Genomic DNA, 15,416 nt, shown 5'->3' with positions numbered 1-15,416 from the left:
GGGGGCTGCCAATGGGCTATTCCAGCGGGCCGCGGGCGCGGATCCGGATCACGATGGATGGACGCGGGGCGCCGAGCGCATCCGCAGGACCCGAACCGCATTCGAGGAGCGCTCATGGCGGAGGACACCCCGGGCCGGGCCGAGCACCCCCCGGGCCCCTCCCTGGCCGCGGCGAAGCCCTACGTGCCCGGCGAGGGGCAGTCCCCGCGCACCGTCCTGGTCGCGATCGGCGCGCTGCTGCTCGGGCTGCTGCTGGCGGCGCTCGACCAGACGATCGTCTCCACCGCGCTGCCCACCATCGTCAGCGACCTCGGCGGCCTCGAACACCTCTCCTGGGTCGTCACCGCCTATCTGCTCGCCTCCACCGCCGCGACCCCGCTGTGGGGCAAGCTCGGCGACCAGTACGGGCGCAAGAGGCTCTTCCAGACCGCCATCGTCATCTTCCTCGTCGGCTCCGCGATGTGCGGCGCCGCACAGAACATGCCGCAGCTCATCGGCTTCCGGGCCCTGCAGGGCCTCGGCGGCGGCGGGCTGATCGTGCTGTCGATGGCGATCGTCGGCGACATCGTGCCGCCCCGTGACCGCGGCCGCTACCAGGGCCTGTTCGGCGCCGTCTTCGGCGGTACGAGCGTCCTCGGGCCGCTGCTCGGCGGGCTGTTCGTCGACCACCTCAGCTGGCGCTGGGTGTTCTACATCAACCTGCCCATCGGCATCGTCGCGCTGCTCGTCATCGCCGCCGTGCTGCACATCCCCACCCGGCGCACCCCGCACCGCATCGACTACCTCGGCACGTTCCTCATCGCCGCCGTCGCCACCTGCCTGGTGCTGATGACCTCACTCGGCGGCGTGAGTTACCCCTGGGGTTCCTGGCAGATCATCGGCCTCGGCGTGCTGGGCGTCGCACTGCTCGTCCCCTTCGTGCTCGTGGAACGCCGCGCGGCCGAGCCCGTCCTTCCGCTGAAGCTCTTCACCATCCGCACCTTCGCGCTCTGCTCGGTCATCGGCTTCGTCATCGGCTTCGCGATGTTCGGGTCCATGACCTATCTGCCGACCTTCCTCCAGGTCGTCCAGGGCGTCTCCCCGACCATGTCCGGGGTGCACATGCTGCCGATGGTGGCCGGCATGCTGATCTCCTCCACCGCCTCCGGCCAGATCGTCAGCCGCACCGGCCGCTACAAGGTCTTCCCCATCGCCGGCACCGGGCTGACCGCCCTCGGACTTCTCCTGCTGCACCGGCTCGACCCCGCCAGCGGCGTCGGCGAGATGAGCGTCTACTTCTTCGTCTTCGGCTTCGGGCTCGGCCTGGTCATGCAGGTCCTCGTGCTGATCGTGCAGAACTCCGTCGGCTACGAGGACCTCGGCGTCGCCACCTCCGGTGCCACGTTCTTCCGCTCCATCGGCGCGTCCTTCGGCGTCTCCATCTTCGGCACGATCTTCGCCAACAAGCTCGGGCCGCGCATCACCGAAGCCCTCGCCGGCGCGAAGCTGCCCGCCGGTGTCACCCCCGAACAGCTCCAGGGCGACCCGCGCGCCGTGTCCGCGCTGCCACCCGCGGAACGGGCGGGGGTGCTCGACGCCTACTCCGTGTCGATCACCGATGTCTTCCTCTACGCGGTGCCCGCCATGGCCGTCGCCTTCGTTCTCGCCTGGCTGCTCAAGGAGGAACCGCTGCGCGGCAGCGTCACCGCCCCCGACACCAGCGAGGTGCTCTCCAGCAACCCCATCGAGCGCACCTCGCGGGACGAGTGCGCCCGCGCACTGTCCGTCCTCGGCAGCCGCGAGGGCCGCCGCAAGGTCTACGAGAAGATCACCGAACGGGCCGGGTTCGACCTGCAGCCCGCCTCCAGCTGGATGCTGCTGCGCATCAACCGCTACGGATCCGCCGAACCGGCCATGCTCGCCGAGCGCGTGCCCGTACCGCTACGGGTCATCACCGAGGCCGCACGGGAGTTGGAGGTGCGCGGCCTGGCCGTCCGCGAAGGGCTGCCGCTCGTCCTCACCGACCGGGGGCGCGACGTCGCGGCCAAGCTCTTCAGCGCGCGCGAGGAATCGCTCGCGGAACTGCTCGGCGACTGGTGGACGCCGGACCGGCCCACCGACCTCATGGAACTCGTGCGGGAACTGAACAGCGAGCTGTGCGGCTCGGACGCCGAACAGCCCCACAACGGACAGAAGGGCGACCACCGGCGCTAGCCGTGGCCGCTCCTTCCGCTGGCTGTAGCCGCACCTTCGCTCAGGCCAGTTCCTTCGCGAGCCACACCTCGGCGTACGGGCTCTCGTTGTAGCGCGGAATCGGCAGGTACCCGTGGCGTGCGTACAGCGCCCGCGCCTCCACCAGATCCATCCGGGTGTCCAGGACGATCCGCTCCACGCCCCACGCGCGCGCCGCGTCCTCGGCGGCGCCCAGCAGCACGGCCGCGCCGCCGAGACCGCGCTTCGTGGGCCGTACGTACATCCGCCGCAGCTCGGCGGTACGGGCGTCCAGCCGCCGCAGCCCCACGCACCCCGCCTGCTCACCGTCGTGCCGGCCCACCAGCAGCACGCCGTGCGGCGGGGCGAGGTCGTCGCTCGGGTCCTCGGCGAGGTGACGGTCGATCTCCTCGGGTGTGGAGGTCCGGGCGTGGTTCAGCTCGTACCAGCGGTCGGCCACATCGGTGAGGTACTCACGCAGCAGCAGGGCCGACCCGTCGGAGCCGACCGGCTCCGGTCCGACGGTCCAGGGCAGGCGAGTGGTCGAGGCATCGGTCATGCCGGGATCCTCGCACGTGGGACGCGCGCGACGCCCGGGATTTCCCCGGCGGGGGCGGGCGGCCCGTCCCCGCCGGAGTGCGGGGCGGTCAGCCGTTCTCCGGCGCCGCCTGCTGGACGACCTCGAAGGACCACAGCGTGGAGCCGGACGCCGCGGGCTTCTGCTTGGGGGCGCCGTCGCCGCCGCCCTCGCCACCGCCGTGCGCGGCCTTCATCGAGCCGTTCATCCACGCCTGGAAGTCCTCCTCGGCACGCCAGCGCGTGTAGACGAGGTAGGTGTCCGTTCCCTCGACGGGCCGCAGCAGCTCGAACCACTCGAAGCCGTCGGAGTTCTCGACGGAACCGGCCCGCGCCGCGAACCGCTTCTCGAGCGTCTCCCGCTGCTCGGCGGGGACGGTCAGCACGTTGATCTTTACGACGCTCACATGACACCTCTCATCGGGAGGAGCCCCTGGCGGGCCCCTGCTCCGGACCGTGTTGTTGCAGTCTCCTACACCGGCCGTCCGGGCAGGTGCGGGGGCCGCTCCGGAGCGGCGCAACCGCCTGCCCCACCGGGAAGGGGGTGCGCCCTGAGGAGCGCGTGCTGAATGCACGAAGCGGCGTGCGTTCAGCACGACCTGGCACCGGGACGGCACGCCCGGCGCGGCAGCCCGCTGGGAACCTGAAGTCCACTGGTGCTCAAGGGAGTTGTACTGACGGGTCGTTGTCCGGTCCGAAATGCGTGACTGTGTCCCCAGGTGGCGAGTCGGCCTGGAAGGCCCAAAACCACTCGCGCCTTCGCGGTCGGGGACGTAGCGTGATGGCGCTCATGGAGCCGTGTGCTCCGTTCGTATGCGTCGCGAGGTGATGACTTATCTCCCAGGCCTGATCGCCGCCTGTCGTGAGGCTTGACCCCCTGCCCTTTTTCCGGCAGCGCGCGGTCGCCTCAGCAGCGGCCCACCCATCGGCCTGGGCATCGTCGTACCCGTGTCCTCCTGTCACGCAGTGAGCGGGACGGGCGTGCCTGGCCTGCCCATTTCCCCCTTCTGCCCGCCAGAACAGGAACCTCGCCGTGTCCGCCGACACCGACACCCTCCCCCTTCGATCCACCTCTCCCGAGATCCGCACAGGACGCCGCCGCACCATCACGCTGGTCGTCGTCCTCGTCGCCGAGTTGATGAACGCCCTCGACGGTTCCGTCGTCTACACGGCCTTGCCGGCCATCCAGAACGACACCGCCGCCTCCGCCGCCGCCGTGCAGTGGATCCACGCCGCCTACGCGCTGACCTTCGCCCTCGGGCTGATCACCGGCGGCCGCCTCGGTGATCTCCACGGCCGCAAGCGGGTCTTCCTGCTCGGCACCGGTGTCTTCACCGCGGCGTCGTTGCTCTGCGGTCTCGCCGGCACCCCGGCCCTGCTGATCACGGCCCGTGTCGTCCAGGGCGGCGCCGCGGCGGTCATGGTCCCCCAGGTCCTGGCGACCCTGCACGTCACCTTCGACGAGGGATCCAGGGCCAAGGCGTTCAGCCTGTACGGCACCATCATGTCGCTCGGCAGTGTCGCCGGGCCGGTCCTCGGAGGCGTCATCACCGGTGCCGATCTCTTCGGCCTCGGCTGGCGCCCGATCTTCCTGATCAACCTGCCCATCGGCCTGGCGGCGCTGCTCCTCGGCCTGCGTCACCTCCCCGAGTCCTGGGACCACCAGGCCCTGCGCCTGGACCTCGGGGGCGTGGCGCTCTCCGGCCTGGGCCTGCTGCTGATCGCCCTTCCGCTCACGGTCGGCGGCGAACGTCACTGGCCCGCCTGGAGCTTCGTCATGCCGGCAGCGGGTCTCGTGACCCTGACCGTCTTCGTGCTCCACCAGCGAGCCAGGACAGCACGGGGCGGCGCCCCGCTGGTCGTCATAGCGCTGTTCGGGAACCGGGCCTTCAGCGCGGGGCTGGCCGCTCAGCTCGTCTTCGGGCTGCTGTCCGGCGTGTTCTTCCTGACCTGGACCCTGTTCATGCAGGACGGCCTCGGCCTGACCCCCGGGCAGGCCGCCCTGGGCTTCGTGGCGGCCTCCCTCGGCGAGATGGGCGGTGCCTGGCTGGCGATGAGCCTCGCCGCCCGGCAGGGGCGGCGTGCCCCGCAGGCCGGAGCCCTGCTGGCCGCCGTCACGCTGGGCGGCTACGCGTGGCTGATCGCCGGACAAGGACCCGGCCTGCCCTTGGTGTGGACCGTGGCGCCGATGCTGCCGTTCGGGCTCGGCCTGGGGATGATCGGTGCAGCACTGGCCGACATGACGCTGAGCGAGGCCGACCGCGCCCACGCCGGCTCCGCGTCGGGGCTCTTCAACACCTCGACCCAGCTCGGCATCGCGCTGGGCACGGCACTGACGTCCGTGGTGTTCTTCGCCCACGCACCGGCGAGCAGCCGGGGGTCCACGGTCACCACGGCGTTCACCGGCGCCATCTGGTACGTCGTGGGTGCCCTGTTGGCGATGTGGGCCCTCATGCTGCTGCTGCCCAAGCGCACTCCCGCAGGCTGAACTCCCGTCCCGGCCTCGGCCCGTGCGGCCGGGGCCGGGACCGCCGCGGCCCGAACCCCCGAACTCACCGGCCGACAGGTCTTTCAGGTCTTTTGAAGAGGAACAACCACCCCCATGATCCGAGTGCTGATCGCCGATGGTCTGCGACTGCCACGCGAAGCGCTGTCCGCTGTTCTCTCGTTGGAGGCAGGCATGCACGTGGTCGCGCAGGTGCCGCGGGGCGACGACGTCGTGCCGAGCGCCCTGCGCGCCCGTCCGAACGTGGCGCTGCTGGACGTCAACCTCCCGGGGCTGGACGGGATCTCGGCCGCGGCGCAGCTCAAGGCCGCCCTGCCCGCGTGCCGCGTCATCGTCGTGACCGCTCACGAGCGCCCCGACGTGCTCGGGGCTGCCCTGAAGACAGGGGTGGAGGGGTTCATGGGCAAGGGCGCGTCGGTCAAGGAGCTGGCTGAAGCGGTCCGCAAGGTGGCCCGCGGCGACCATGTGCTCGATCCGCGGATCGTCGCCGACGCCCTGCAGGCCCCCGACAATCCGCTCGGCCCGCGCGATATCGACATCCTCCGACTGGCCGCACAAGGGCACACCCCCGCAGAGATCGCCGAGGCCCTGCACCTCTCGCCGGGAACGGTCCGCAACAACCTGGCCGCCATCAACCGCAAGGTCGGCACCCGCAACCGCATCGAGACGATACGAACCGCTTCCGCGCGCGGCTGGATCTAAGGGGCCCGACTTCCCTGCGGCGGCTTCCCGTTGGCATGCAATCTGCACGCCAATCGAGGCACTTTGCCTTTGTCGGAAGCTGTCACGGGGGTGCCCAGATGGGCCCGACATCCGCGTATTCCCTGGTCAGCGCGTTGCCGACAAGGAATTCTCGCAGCGGAAAGCGGTCAACGGTCCCGCGTGGATCCGGCAGCATTCGAGTCAGTCAAGGAAGAGCGGCGACGACAGCCGCCCGGATCGGGAGAAACCATGTCCAGTCGATGTGACGTATGCGGTAAGCAGCCGGGCTTCGGGAAGCGCGTGGCCCGCGCCGGGCTCCGTGCCCAGGTGCGGCACGTCAAGGGACGGTCGAATCGCCGATTCAATCCGAATATCCAGCCGGTCCGGGCCGTCAAGGACGGCACGCCCGTGCGTATGAAGGTGTGCACTTCCTGCATCAAAAAGGGCAAGGTGGAACGTCGCGTCTCGGCGTGAGTCCCATGTGGCATCGCCGCCGCCTCGAGCGGGACGAGTTCCCCTGCCACGATTGCGGATTGCCGACCGCGCCCCTCGACGGTCCGCACGAGTGGTACATGGTGTTCGACAGTGTGTGGGGGCGCGCTCGGGCCTCGGAGGACAGTGTCCTGTGTGTCGGGTGCCTTGAGGTCCGGCTCGATCGCCGGCTCCTGCCCACGGATTTCACCGCCGCTCCTCTCAATGATCCGAGTGACGGCCGGCACAGCAGGCGATTGCTGAATCGTCTGCGGCCCCGGGGTAATGGCTGACGGAACACCTGTGGGCGCGGGACGGATCTTCGCCACCGGAAAATCAGTTTGCCCGGGTCGGAGCCCGCTCTACCCTGGAGGACTGCGAGTCGCGTCCGCGCCTCGCCCGTGTTCTGTTTCGAGGTGATGACGTATCTCCCAGGCCCTGTAGCCACTCGTTTTGAGGCGCTCTTTCCGGATGTCCGCTGCGGCGGGCTTCCGACGTATGCCTCGACGGTGGCGCACCCCATGGCCTGGGCTTCGTCATACCCTTTTCCGCTTCTGCGCGCAGTGGACGTACGGGCATGCCCAGGCTTGCCCTTCCCCCTATACGCGAACAGGAATTGTTGTTTCCGTGTCTACCGACACCCATATCTCCGATGGGCCGCGCGCCGGCGCCGAGCCGGGCCGTGCCCGCACCATCACCTTGGTCGTGGTGCTGATCGCGGAGCTGATGAACGCGCTGGACGGCTCGATCGTCTATACCGCGCTGCCATCGATCCAGGCCGATACCGGGGCCTCCAGCGCCGCGGTGCAGTGGATCCCGGCCGCGTACACCCTCACCTTCGCCCTGGCTCTGATCACCGGCGGCCGGCTGGGCGATCTCTGCGGCCGTAAGCGGATCTTCCTCGTCGGCACGGGGGTGTTCACGCTGGCGTCGCTGCTGTGCGGCGTCGCCACCGGGCCCGAGCTGCTGATCGCGGCCCGGGCCGTCCAGGGTGCCGCCGCGGCGGCGATGGTGCCGCAGGTCCTGGCCACGATCCACGTCACCTTCGACGGGGAATCACGCGCCAAGGCCTTTGGTCTGTACGGGATGATCATGTCGCTCGGCGGGGTGCTCGGCCCCGTCCTGGGCGCCGCCCTGACCAGTGCCGATCTCCTCGGCCTCGATTGGCGGCCGATCTTCCTGATTAACCTGCCGATCGGTCTGGCCACCGTCCTGCTCGGCCTCCGGTTCCTCCCGGAGTCCCGCGACCTGCAGGCCCGGCGCCTGGATCCGCTGGGCATGGTGCTCTCCAGCGCGGGTCTGCTGCTGATCGCCTACCCGCTCACCGTGGGCGGCGAGCGGCACTGGCCGGCCTGGAGCTTCGCCATGGCGGCGGCCGGGGTCGTCGTGCTGGCCGTTTTCGTGGCGCAGCAGCGGGCGAAGACCGCCAAGGACGGCTCGGCGCTGGTCGCCCTCTCGCTGTTCCGGGGCAAGGCGTTCGCCGGCGGGCTGGCCGCCCAGCTGGTCTTCGGACTGGTTTCCGGTGTGTTCCTGCTGACGTGGACGCTGTTCATGCAGGAGGGCCTGGGCTTTTCGCCGGCCGAGTTCGCTCCGGGGTCGATCGCCGTGTCGATCGGCGGCATGGCCGGCGCCATGCTCGCCTCGAAGGTGACGGCACGTCAGGCACGGCGCGTACCGCAGGCGGGTGCCGTGCTGGTCGCGGTCACCCTGGTCGGCTACCACCTGCTGATCACCGCCCAGGGCACCGGTCTGCCGTTCGCGGCCGCCGTCGCCCCGATGATCCTCTTCGGGGCCGGCTTCGGCATGATCGGCGCCGGGCTGGCGGGCCTGACGCTCGGCCAGGTGGGGCACGAGGACGCGGGGTCCGCGTCCGGGCTGTTCAACACCGCGATGCAGCTCGGCACCGCCCTGGGCATCGCGCTGGCCTCCGTGGTGTTCTTCCGTCACGCCCCCGCGGGCAGCCACGGCGCCACCGTGACCGGTGCCTTCGCCGGCACCATCTGGTACGTCACCGGGGCGCTGGTGGTGATGTGGGGCCTGATGTTCCTGCTTCCCCGCAGGGCGCGCGGCTGACCACCCCGGCGCCCCCTCCCGCATCCGCGGAGGGGGCGCCGGCTTTTTGCCCGGAGCCACCGGCCCCCGGCGGGTCGGCTTTTGACCGTGCCGTGGAGCCGTCTCACCCCGTTTGCGGCCTCGGGCGGCCCGAGCCGAGGTCGGCCAGGACCGTGCCGAGCTGTTCGAACGTCAGCGGGGGTGCGGGCAGGGGGCGGGCGGCCTCGGCGCGGAGGCCGTCGAAGAGGAGGGCGAGCTGGCGGCGCCAGGAGCCGGGGGCGACGGCGGCGGAGGAGGGGACGCAGCGGCCGACGGCGGCGAGGGCGAAGAGGAGGTCCTCGGCCACGATGTCCGGGCGCATCGTGCCCTGTTCCTGGGCCCGGCGGACGAGCAGGCCGACCGTCTCGTGGTTGTGCTCGCGCAGGGTGGCCAGGGTCGGGCCGGCGGGAATGGCGGTGGTCATCAGGTCGATGGCGCCCCGGTCGGCGGCCAGCCCCTCGAAGACCGCCTCCATGTAGCCGACGAGGGCCGCCCAGGCGTCCTCCGCCCGGCGGGCCTCCTCGCCGAGGCGCAGCCCCGTGCTGAGGGTCTCGTGGAAGACCGCCTCGATGAGGTCCTCGCGAGTGGGGAAGCGCCGGTAGAGGGTGGCGTTGCCCACCCCCGCCCGGCGGGCGATGTCGTCCAGGGGGGCCTCCAGGCCCTGCTCGGCGAACAGCTCGCGGGCCGCCGCGATCAGCAGCTCCCGATTGCGCTGCGCGTCGCGCCGCAGGACTGGCGGCTTGTCTGCACCGGTGCTCATGGTGCGCACCCTAACAAGTGTGGACTCATCCCCGTTTGTATCGAGTCCGCCGTCGGGTCCGGTGCCGGGGCCGGTGCCGTGCGCGGCGCGGCGCCGGCCGGCCCGGTCCGGTTGCGACGAAATAAGGACACCTGTGGGAGGTTGTCAAGTGACCTGGGGGTGACCTGCGTCTGTTCTTCAGGACTCAGTAAGGTCTCAAACAGCCCTACGAGGCTGACCGAGCTGGGCGTAGTGGAGGAGCGGCGGGGCGTGGCGAACGCAGAGGGGGGCGGGCTGGGGAGTCCGCCGAAAACGTTTTCGCGGATCGGCATGGCGCTGGGAGCGCTGTGGCTGCTCGCCGGGATGCTGGCGGTGCGTCAGGCGGCGGTGGTGCTGCGGCTGCCGCCGGAGCGCCGCTTCACCGACCTCGAACGATGGATCGGTGACAACGGTGTCCTGCACGTCCGGGGCTCGCTGTACGACAAGGACGGCTTCACCGGCACCCCGTTCGCGGGCCTGGTGCTCAAACCGCTGACCCGGGCCGCCGAGCAGAGCCTCGGCATCGCCTTCACCTTCGGAACCCTGCTGCTCGTCGTCGCCCTCGCCCTCGTTGCCGCCCGCGCCCTGCCCGGCCCGGTCTCCCGTCGCACCGCCCTGCTCGCCGCCCCGGTCACCATCAGCCTGACCGTGCTGTCGCTGCCCGTACGGAACACCTTCACCCTCGGCCAGACCAGCATCCTCCCCGTCCTGCTCGTGCTCCTCGGATGCTGCCTGCCCCGCGCGGTGAAGGGCACCGGGCGCACCACCGGCGTCCTCGTCGGCCTCGCGGCGGCGCTGCAGCCCGTCGTGCTGCTCTTCGCGGCCCTGCTGTGGTTCACCGGGCGCCGTCGCGCCGCCCTCACCACGGGTGCCACCTTCGTGGCGTGCTCCGCGCTGGCGTGGGCGACCATGCCGGACGACTCGTGGACGTACTGGGTGCACCACATCGCCGGGGCCGGCCTCGGGCAGGCGCCCGACGGGCTCGCCAACCAGTCCCTGCACGGCCTGCTGCTCCGCATCGGCCTGCGCGGCCCCGTCGAGACAGTGCTGTACGCGCTGCTCGCCGCCGGTGTCACCGCGCTCGGCCTGCGCCGGGCCGTGGCGTACGCCAAGGACGGCCAGGCGCTGCTCGCGATCGCCATCACCGGCTGTGTCGCGGTCGCCGTCTCGCCCACCGCCTGGCAGCACCAGCAGTTGTGGATCCTGCTCGCCGTCGTCGGCCGGGTCGGCAAGCGCCGCGCCGACCGGCTGGTGTGGCCCGTGCTCGTCGTGCTCGTCATGACGCTCACGAGCACCGCCCTGATGCCGCACAACCGCGTCCAGGGCCCCATCGCCGACCACGCTCCGCTGCTCGCCGCCCTCATCGCGGCCTGCGCGGTGCCGTTCCTGACGCGCACCTCGCCACTGTGGGAGAAGCCGCTGCCCACCCCGGTCAGCGAGCCGCAGCCGGGCCGCTTCTCCTGGGTGCCGCTGCTGCGCTTCTGGAAGCGCCCGCTGTCCCGGCCGAACGTGCTGCTGGAACTGATGCTGATACGCGCCGGTTACTGGCTCTACTCCTTCATCCGCTCCCAGGTGCCCGACGAACGGGCCCTCGCGGAATCACACGGCCGGCAGATCCTCGATGCCGAGCAGTTCCTGCACATCGACATCGAACACGGTTTCAACCAGTTCGTGGCGCGCACCGGCTGGCTCACCGACAGCATGAACTACTACTACGGCACCTTCCACTTCCTGGTGCCCGTCTCCCTGCTCGTCTATCTGTACCTGCGCCGCCCCGGCACCTACCGCTGGGCCCGCACCGCGCTGTCCCTGGCGACGCTCATGGCGCTCATAGGGTTCTGGGCCTACCCGCTGGCCCCGCCACGGCTCATGCCGGGCCTCGGATACGTCGACACGGCCAACGGCCCGCAGGACCTGGAGAACCCGGACTTCGGTGCGCTGACCGAGCTGTCCAACCAGTACGCGGCGATGCCCTCGCTGCACATCGGCTGGTCGCTGTGGTGCGGCGTCGTGATCGCCATCATCGCGCCGAAGCTGTGGATGAAGGTGCTGGGCCTGCTCTACCCGCTGCTGACGTTCTCCGTCATCCTCGGCACCGCCAACCACTACGTGCTGGACGCGGTCGGCGGCGCGCTGGTCGTAACCGCCGGGTTCGCCATCCAGTACGCGCTGACCGGCCCCGGCCGCACGGAGGGGGTGCCCACAGCAGGGCGCCCCGGGAACGACGACGCCCGGGAACGGAAACCGGCCGAGGTCGCCGGCTGACCCGGGTGGGGACACAGGTGCGGGGTGCGCGTACGGGAACGGTCCGTACACGCACCCCGCTCTCCTTTCACGGTGTCCGGGTCAGCCGCTCACCGTGATCTGGGAGGCCGGGTCCGTCACGTCCGTGACGTCGTACACCGCGTTGAACGCCGACGTCACGGCACCGGTGGGACAGCCGAAGCCACCGGTGACCTTCACCGGGACCGCCGCGTTCACGAAGGTGATCTTCGACGGGCTGCCGTTGGTCCAGGACCCGGTGACGGAGCTGGGTCCGGTGGGCGCGGACGTCACCGTACAACTGGCGAGCCCGCTGGTCTGGAGCACGAAGCCCGCGGTGGGCACGGTCAGCGTGGCGCTCGCCGGCGAACCGTTCTGCATCGAGACGCCCCAGGTGCCGGTGGTGGTGACGGTCGCGGTCACGCCCGGCATGTTGGTCGTGCAGGACGAATACGTGGGCGGGTTGATGTCACTGGCCACCGGGCCCGCGGGGTTGGTGTTGTCCGGCGCCTGGGGGATGTGGTTGTTGGTGCCGGTGTCCGACGGCTGCGACACGGACACCGAACACGTGAGGGTCACCGAACCGGCCTTGAACGTGGCCTTGCCGTTGACCTTGGCGGCGAAGGCGTGGCCCGCCGGGGTGACGGTGGTCGAGTCGGCCGGGGCGGCCGGCGCGGGCCGGGCGTCCGCGACGCCGGTGCCGGTCAGGGTGAGGGCGGCGGTGACCAGTCCTACGCCGGAGGCGAGCCACGTTCTTGACTTCGTCATGGGGGGACTCCTTGTGTGGGAGGTGAGTGGGGGACGTGGTGCGGTACGCACTGCGTGCGTGCGGTGCGGGTCTGTGAGGTGTGCGGTGCGCGCCGTTGCGGGGCGGGCCCGTGCCGCTCCGGTGGGTCGCGGGACTGCTTCGCTTTGCGTCCCGCGACCCACCTGCGCGTCCCGGGCCCTCACGCCGGTGGGTGAGTGGCTGCCGGCCGGTGTGCCCGAGCGTTTTCGGGCAGGCCGGGACACCGGACTGCTCGGGCTGCCGGACTAGCGGGTGGGGCGCGACTCGGGAGGCGGCTCGGTCCCGAGGGTGGGTGGACTGACGAGATCAGGCTTCTGGCCGGGGGGTACGGGCTGGTGCCCCGGCGTCGATTCCGGCTCGGGGCCCGGCTCGTTCCCCGATTCGGGGCCGGGATCCGGTTCCGGCCCCGCCGGCAACGGTTGCCACGCGAAGATCATGGCGCCGCCGATGGTGCCGATGATCGTGCCGAAGAGGAACCCGCCGAGGTTGGACATGACCAGCGTCGCCGTGGCGACCATGACCGTGAGCACCCCGGCGAGCGTGCGGTACTGCGGGGCGAACCACGCGGTCAGCCCCATCACCACCATGACCAGGCCCATCAGGACCGACGGGATGCCCGCGATGCCCTGATGGAGCATGATCTTCAGCGGTGCGAGCGGGATGGCGCTGATCTCCGCGCCCGCGACGATCGCGGCCAGGCCGCCCCAGAAGGGGCGCCCCTTGCGCCACTGACGCCACGCGACCCACGGGCTGCGCCGCACGGTGCCGGGCTCGGTGCCACGACGCGAGGCGGTGGCCACGTCAGAAGCATTCCCGCTTGCCCTTGGCGACCTTCATGCTCAGCCCGGAGAGCTTGAACGTGCCCGCGTTGGTCGCCCAGGCGACCTGCTGAAGGTTGGTGATCCTGACGGAGTCGGCCTGCTGGGCGAAGAGGTCCTGCATGCCCTGGGCGTTGTCCGGGCCCTTGTCCAGCGTGGAGGCGTCCCGGCCGATCTCGATGTTCTTGAAGACCGCGTTGCCGGAGAGCTGGGTCGCGTCCACGAACAGGTCGCTGGCCTCGACGGGGTCCTTCCCGCCACCCGCGCTGAGGTTCAGTGAGATGTCGCCGATGATGGGCAGATGGGTCACCACGGACTGGCAGAGCTTCTTGAGCTCGGCCTTCTTGATGGCGGTCACGGCGACGGGCAGCAGGTCGCCGCGGGCGTTGGTGTCCACGCTGCCGTACTGCGCGAAGCCCTGGCCCTCCAGACTGTCCGCGGAGACCTTGAACTGCTGGCCCGACACGGCGAACGAGGCAGCCAGTGCCCCGTCGGCCAGCGCGACCGCCAGCGCGGCCGTGGCCGCGAATCCCGGGACGGCCAGAACGGCGAACTTCCGCCACCGCACGCGGCCCGTCACCTGTCTTCCTTGAGCGTCTTTCATGCTGATTGTCCCCTCGGAGAGCGTTGCACAGCGCAGGCAGCGCTGCTGGGGTGCTGGGGCCCGGTGGTGCGCACGGGGAGAAGCGGCTCTTGCGGTGCGCGAAGCCGATCACGGCGGCATGCGACGGGCATACGGTGCGGAGATCGTGCGGCGCGACGGGTCGTGGGGTGCGGCGCACACGCGACGTATCGAACATGCCACCCTCGAAGGTGTACCCGAGAGTAAGTCCGCGCATGACGGCTGACAAGGTTCTGGTACGGACCGATTCCGGCCTATCCAGGGCCAGTTGACGATCTGCGGCTAGGCGTAGCGCACCCGCAGCTCCTTGATCCCGTTCAGCCAGGCCGACCTCAACCGCCTTGGTTCGCCCGCGAGTTGGATGTCCGGGAGGGCGTCGGCGATCGCGTGGAAGACGAGGTCGATCTCCATGACGGCCAGCGACTTGCCGAGGCAGAAGTGCGGACCGCCGCCGCCGAAGCCGAGGTGGGGGTTGGGGTCGCGGGTGATGTCGAACTTCTCGGGGGTGTCGAAGACCTCGGGGTCGTGGTTGGCGGAGGCGTAGAAGAGCCCGACGCGCTGGCCCGCTTCGATCCGGGTGCCCGACAGTTCGGTGTCGCGGGTGGCCGTGCGCTGGAAGGAGACGACCGGGGTCGCCCACCGCACGATCTCCTCCGCCGCCGTCGCCGGCCGCTCCCGCCGGTAGAGCTCCCACTGGTCGGGGTGGGTGAGGAAGGCGTGCATGCCGTGGCTGATGGCGTTGCGCGTGGTCTCGTTGCCGGCGACGGCCAGCAGCAGGACGAAGAAGCCGAACTCGTCGGAGCCGAGATTGCCCTCGCCCTCGGCCGCCACCAGCCGGCTCACGATGTCGCGCGCCGGGCACTTCGCGCGGTCGGCGGCGAGGTTCATGGCGTACGCGATGAGCTCCGCGGCGGCCTCGGTGCCGATCTCCTCGGTGATGGCCAGCTCGGGGTCGTCGTAGCCGATCATCTTGTTGGACCAGTCGAAGATCCGCGCCCGGTCGTCCTGGGGTATGCCGATGAGTTCGGCGATGGCCTGGAGGGGCAGTTCGCAGGCGATGTCGGCGACGAAGTCGCCGCTGCCGCGCTCGCGCGCCCGCGCCGCGATGGCCCCCGCCCGTTCGCGCAGGGCCGCCTCCAGGGCGCGGACCGAGCGCGGGGTGAAGCCGCGCTGGACGATCTGACGGACCCGGGTGTGTTCGGGCGGGTCCATATTGAGCATCATCAGCCGCTGGGCCTCGATCTCGTCCCGCCCGATGTGCTCGCTGAAGCGGATCACCGAGGTGTTCAGCCGGGCCGAGAAGTCCTCCGGCCGGGTGGAGACCTCCCGGACGTCCGCGTGCCGGGTGACGGCCCAGAAGCCCTCGTCGTCGAAGCCCGCCACGCCGCGCCGCTGGGCGTTCCACCACACGGGGGCGGTCCGGCGGCAGGCCGCGAACTCCGGGAGCGGCACGCGGTGCTGATAGAGATCGGGGTCGGTGAAGTCGAAGCCCTCGGGCAGCGCGGGACAAGGCATCGGGCACTCCGTTCCTGACGGCATCGCTGCCGTCATTGCTGACGGCCCATCAGAAATGCCCGAAGGTAATGACGGGCCCCGAAGGAGGCAAGGCCGAC

13 protein-coding genes are annotated in these 15,416 nt (G+C 70.7%); 6 read left to right on the top strand and 7 right to left on the bottom strand.

All coding sequences use genetic code 11. The annotated features are described in order from the left end of the window. Positions 1-114: 114 nt before the first annotated feature. Positions 115-2,193 carry an MFS transporter gene (locus JO379_RS10520; RefSeq protein WP_130877549.1) on the top strand — a complete coding sequence of 693 codons (2,079 nt, stop codon included), beginning with the start codon at positions 115-117 and terminating at the stop codon, positions 2,191-2,193. Between the two features lie 40 nt (positions 2,194-2,233). Here the strand turns inward: JO379_RS10520 and JO379_RS10515 are convergent, their stop codons facing one another. Together JO379_RS10515 and JO379_RS10510 are read right to left on the bottom strand one after the other, a co-directional pair. After that, positions 2,234-2,749, bottom strand: coding sequence for a GNAT family N-acetyltransferase (locus tag JO379_RS10515; RefSeq protein ID WP_209514711.1), 516 nt, complete (start codon positions 2,747-2,749; stop codon positions 2,234-2,236). Positions 2,750-2,837: 88 nt separating this feature from the next. Beyond that, positions 2,838-3,173: an antibiotic biosynthesis monooxygenase family protein gene (locus tag JO379_RS10510; RefSeq protein WP_209514709.1), complete on the bottom strand. Its 336-nt coding sequence runs from the start codon at positions 3,171-3,173 to the stop codon at positions 2,838-2,840. 626 nt (positions 3,174-3,799) lie between these two features. On the opposite strand from JO379_RS10510, the gene JO379_RS10505 reads away from it, so the two are divergent. From JO379_RS10505 to JO379_RS10490, 4 genes are all read left to right on the top strand, one after another. Continuing rightward, entirely contained in the window at positions 3,800-5,254 is a 1,455-nt protein-coding gene (locus tag JO379_RS10505) for an MFS transporter (RefSeq protein ID WP_307841941.1), read from the top strand. Between the two features lie 114 nt (positions 5,255-5,368). Next, the gene (locus tag JO379_RS10500; RefSeq protein ID WP_130877546.1) at positions 5,369-5,974 is read left to right on the top strand and encodes a response regulator transcription factor; all 606 of its coding nucleotides are present in this window, start codon (positions 5,369-5,371) and stop codon (positions 5,972-5,974) included. Between the two features lie 249 nt (positions 5,975-6,223). Beyond that, positions 6,224-6,448, top strand: coding sequence for a 50S ribosomal protein L28 (gene rpmB / locus JO379_RS10495; RefSeq protein ID WP_130877851.1), 225 nt, complete (start codon positions 6,224-6,226; stop codon positions 6,446-6,448). Between the two features lie 624 nt (positions 6,449-7,072). Further along, the gene (locus JO379_RS10490) at positions 7,073-8,518 is read left to right on the top strand and encodes an MFS transporter (RefSeq protein WP_207303887.1); all 1,446 of its coding nucleotides are present in this window, start codon (positions 7,073-7,075) and stop codon (positions 8,516-8,518) included. Positions 8,519-8,621: 103 nt separating this feature from the next. On the opposite strand, the gene JO379_RS10485 is transcribed toward JO379_RS10490, so the two are convergent. Next, positions 8,622-9,296: a TetR/AcrR family transcriptional regulator gene (locus JO379_RS10485; RefSeq protein WP_207303886.1), complete on the bottom strand. Its 675-nt coding sequence runs from the start codon at positions 9,294-9,296 to the stop codon at positions 8,622-8,624. Between the two features lie 309 nt (positions 9,297-9,605). Here JO379_RS10485 and JO379_RS10480 point away from each other — a divergent pair, with 309 nt between their 5' ends. After that, positions 9,606-11,579, top strand: a complete 1,974-nt coding sequence (locus tag JO379_RS10480; protein ID WP_209518627.1) for a bifunctional glycosyltransferase 87/phosphatase PAP2 family protein — start codon at positions 9,606-9,608, stop codon at positions 11,577-11,579. Positions 11,580-11,660: 81 nt separating this feature from the next. Here the strand turns inward: JO379_RS10480 and JO379_RS10475 are convergent, their stop codons facing one another. From JO379_RS10475 to JO379_RS10460, 4 genes are all read right to left on the bottom strand, one after another. Beyond that, positions 11,661-12,344, bottom strand: coding sequence for a hypothetical protein (locus JO379_RS10475; RefSeq protein ID WP_130877545.1), 684 nt, complete (start codon positions 12,342-12,344; stop codon positions 11,661-11,663). Between the two features lie 264 nt (positions 12,345-12,608). Next, positions 12,609-13,163, bottom strand: a complete 555-nt coding sequence (locus JO379_RS10470) for a DUF6114 domain-containing protein (RefSeq protein WP_242626009.1) — start codon at positions 13,161-13,163, stop codon at positions 12,609-12,611. A 1-nt stretch (position 13,164) separates the two neighbouring features. Beyond that, positions 13,165-13,785 (bottom strand): DUF6230 family protein, encoded by a 621-nt coding sequence (locus tag JO379_RS10465; protein ID WP_130877544.1) that lies wholly within the window; start codon positions 13,783-13,785, stop codon positions 13,165-13,167. 300 nt (positions 13,786-14,085) lie between these two features. Next, a complete protein-coding gene (locus tag JO379_RS10460; RefSeq protein ID WP_130877543.1) occupies positions 14,086-15,318 on the bottom strand; it encodes a cytochrome P450 in 1,233 nt (410 codons plus the stop codon). Positions 15,319-15,416: the final 98 nt, after the last annotated feature.

It is taken from the genome of Streptomyces syringium, from assembly GCF_017876625.1.
Classification (GTDB): Bacteria; Actinomycetota; Actinomycetes; order Streptomycetales; family Streptomycetaceae; genus Streptomyces; species Streptomyces syringius.
The sequence above is the reverse complement of the archived record's forward strand: the minus strand, read 5'-3'. Positions and strand labels throughout refer to the sequence as shown.